The 1,579-nt window shown below is 48.6% G+C and carries 14 tRNA genes and 1 rRNA gene; all 15 read left to right on the top strand.

The annotated features are described in order from the left end of the window. Nucleotides 1-110: 110 nt before the first annotated feature. The 15 genes from rrf to FC89_RS10430 all read left to right on the top strand — a co-directional run bounded on the left by rrf (nt 111) and on the right by FC89_RS10430 (nt 1,579). Nucleotides 111-227, top strand: a 5S ribosomal RNA gene (gene rrf, locus FC89_RS10500). A gap of 3 nt (nt 228-230) precedes the next feature. Then, nucleotides 231-303 (top strand) — tRNA-Val (locus tag FC89_RS10495). A gap of 2 nt (nt 304-305) precedes the next feature. Beyond that, nucleotides 306-378 (top strand) — tRNA-Lys (locus FC89_RS10490). Between the two features lie 89 nt (nt 379-467). After that, nucleotides 468-540: transfer RNA gene (locus tag FC89_RS10485), tRNA-Thr, on the top strand. A gap of 10 nt (nt 541-550) precedes the next feature. Beyond that, nucleotides 551-622, top strand: a tRNA-Gly gene (locus tag FC89_RS10480). A gap of 47 nt (nt 623-669) precedes the next feature. Continuing rightward, nucleotides 670-743, top strand: a tRNA-Arg gene (locus FC89_RS10475). 3 nt (nt 744-746) lie between these two features. Continuing rightward, nucleotides 747-820, top strand: a tRNA-Pro gene (locus FC89_RS10470). 41 nt (nt 821-861) lie between these two features. Continuing rightward, nucleotides 862-935, top strand: a tRNA-Met gene (locus FC89_RS10465). A gap of 16 nt (nt 936-951) precedes the next feature. Then, nucleotides 952-1,025 (top strand) — tRNA-Ile (locus FC89_RS10460). Nucleotides 1,026-1,062: 37 nt separating this feature from the next. Next, nucleotides 1,063-1,152, top strand: a tRNA-Ser gene (locus FC89_RS10455). 9 nt (nt 1,153-1,161) lie between these two features. Further along, nucleotides 1,162-1,235, top strand: a tRNA-Met gene (locus FC89_RS10450). A 4-nt stretch (nt 1,236-1,239) separates the two neighbouring features. After that, nucleotides 1,240-1,313: transfer RNA gene (locus FC89_RS10445), tRNA-Asp, on the top strand. Between the two features lie 14 nt (nt 1,314-1,327). Further along, a tRNA-Phe gene (locus FC89_RS10440) sits at nt 1,328-1,400 on the top strand. A 13-nt stretch (nt 1,401-1,413) separates the two neighbouring features. Then, a tRNA-Gly gene (locus FC89_RS10435) sits at nt 1,414-1,484 on the top strand. Between the two features lie 7 nt (nt 1,485-1,491). Continuing rightward, nucleotides 1,492-1,579, top strand: a tRNA-Ser gene (locus FC89_RS10430).

Here is a 1,579-nt window from a genome sequence, read left to right as displayed (position 1 = left end):
CTAATAAACCGAAGACTTAACCAAAGAAGTAGAGTAAGAACGGAGTTCAAGGTAGAGAAGAAAGATATTAGCTGGTTTTGAGAGAACAAGGAAATTTTCTCAAAAAAGAGTGCGGTGGCGATAGCAAGAAGGATACACCTGTTCCCATGCCGAACACAGAAGTTAAGCTTCTTAACGCCGATAGTAGTTGGGGGATCGCCCCCTGTGAGGGTAGGAAGCTGCCGTGCTCTGGAGGATTAGCTCAGCTGGGAGAGCGTCTGCCTTACAAGCAGAGGGTCACAGGTTCGAGCCCTGTATCCTCCATTGAGTCGTTAGCTCAGTTGGTAGAGCATCTGACTTTTAATCAGAGGGTCGACAGTTCGAGCCTGTCACGACTCATTAATGTCAAGCAATTGTTTCAATTATGGCTATTGACATTTAGCTAATGTTTTGTTATTATAATTAAGTCGTTGTGTTGATTATCTTCTGCCGACTTAGCTCAGTTGGTAGAGCATCTGATTTGTAATCAGAGGGTCGGGCGTTCGAATCGTCTAGTCGGCATTATAATAACGCGGAAGTAGTTCAGTGGTAGAACATCACCTTGCCATGGTGGGGGTCGCGGGTTCGAATCCCGTCTTCCGCTTGACTTAAATCAGAGTTATAAACTTTGATTTAATAATAATTGTATTTGCACCCATAGCGCAATTGGATAGAGTGTCTGACTACGAATCAGAAGGTTGTAGGTTCGACTCCTACTGGGTGCATATCGGGAAGTAGCTCAGCTTGGTAGAGCACCTGGTTTGGGACCAGGGGGTCGCAGGTTCGAATCCTGTCTTCCCGATTAGTGAGAACTATTCACTTATTGGCTTTTTAAAGTCAGATCGCGGCGTAGCTCAGCTGGCTAGAGCGTCCGGTTCATACCCGGGAGGTCAGGGGTTCGATCCCCTTCACCGCGATACCGTTATGGAGCTTGGACCTTTAGCTCAGTTGGTTAGAGCAGACGGCTCATAACCGTCCGGTCGTAGGTTCGAGTCCTACAAGGTCCATTTAGGTTCTGATGGACCTTATGGTTTAAATTGTTATGGAGGATTACCCAAGTCTGGCTGAAGGGAACGGTCTTGAAAACCGTCAGGTGGTTAACCCCACGCGAGAGTTCGAATCTCTCATCCTCCTTATTATTATCGCGGGATGGAGCAGTCTGGTAGCTCGTCGGGCTCATAACCCGAAGGTCGTAGGTTCAAATCCTTCTCCCGCAATCTTGGTCCTATGGTGTAGGGGTCTATCACGCCTGCCTGTCACGCAGGAGATCGCCGGTTCAAATCCGGCTAGGACCGTTATTTTTAATGATGGCTCGGTAGCTCAGTCGGTAGAGCAATGGATTGAAGCTCCATGTGTCGGCAGTTCGATTCTGTCCCGCGCCATACATTGTTTTATGCGGGTGTAGTTTAGTGGTAAAACCACAGCCTTCCAAGCTGTTGTCGCGAGTTCGATTCTCGTCACCCGCTTATATTTGGAGAAGTACTCAAGTGGCTGAAGAGGCGCCCCTGCTAAGGGTGTAGGTCGCGAAAGCGGCGCGAGGGTTCAAATCCCTCCTTCTCCG

It is taken from the genome of Liquorilactobacillus ghanensis DSM 18630 (assembly GCF_001435235.1).
GTDB lineage: Bacteria > Bacillota > Bacilli > Lactobacillales > Lactobacillaceae > Liquorilactobacillus > Liquorilactobacillus ghanensis.
This window is presented reverse-complemented; position numbering and strand designations above follow the sequence as displayed.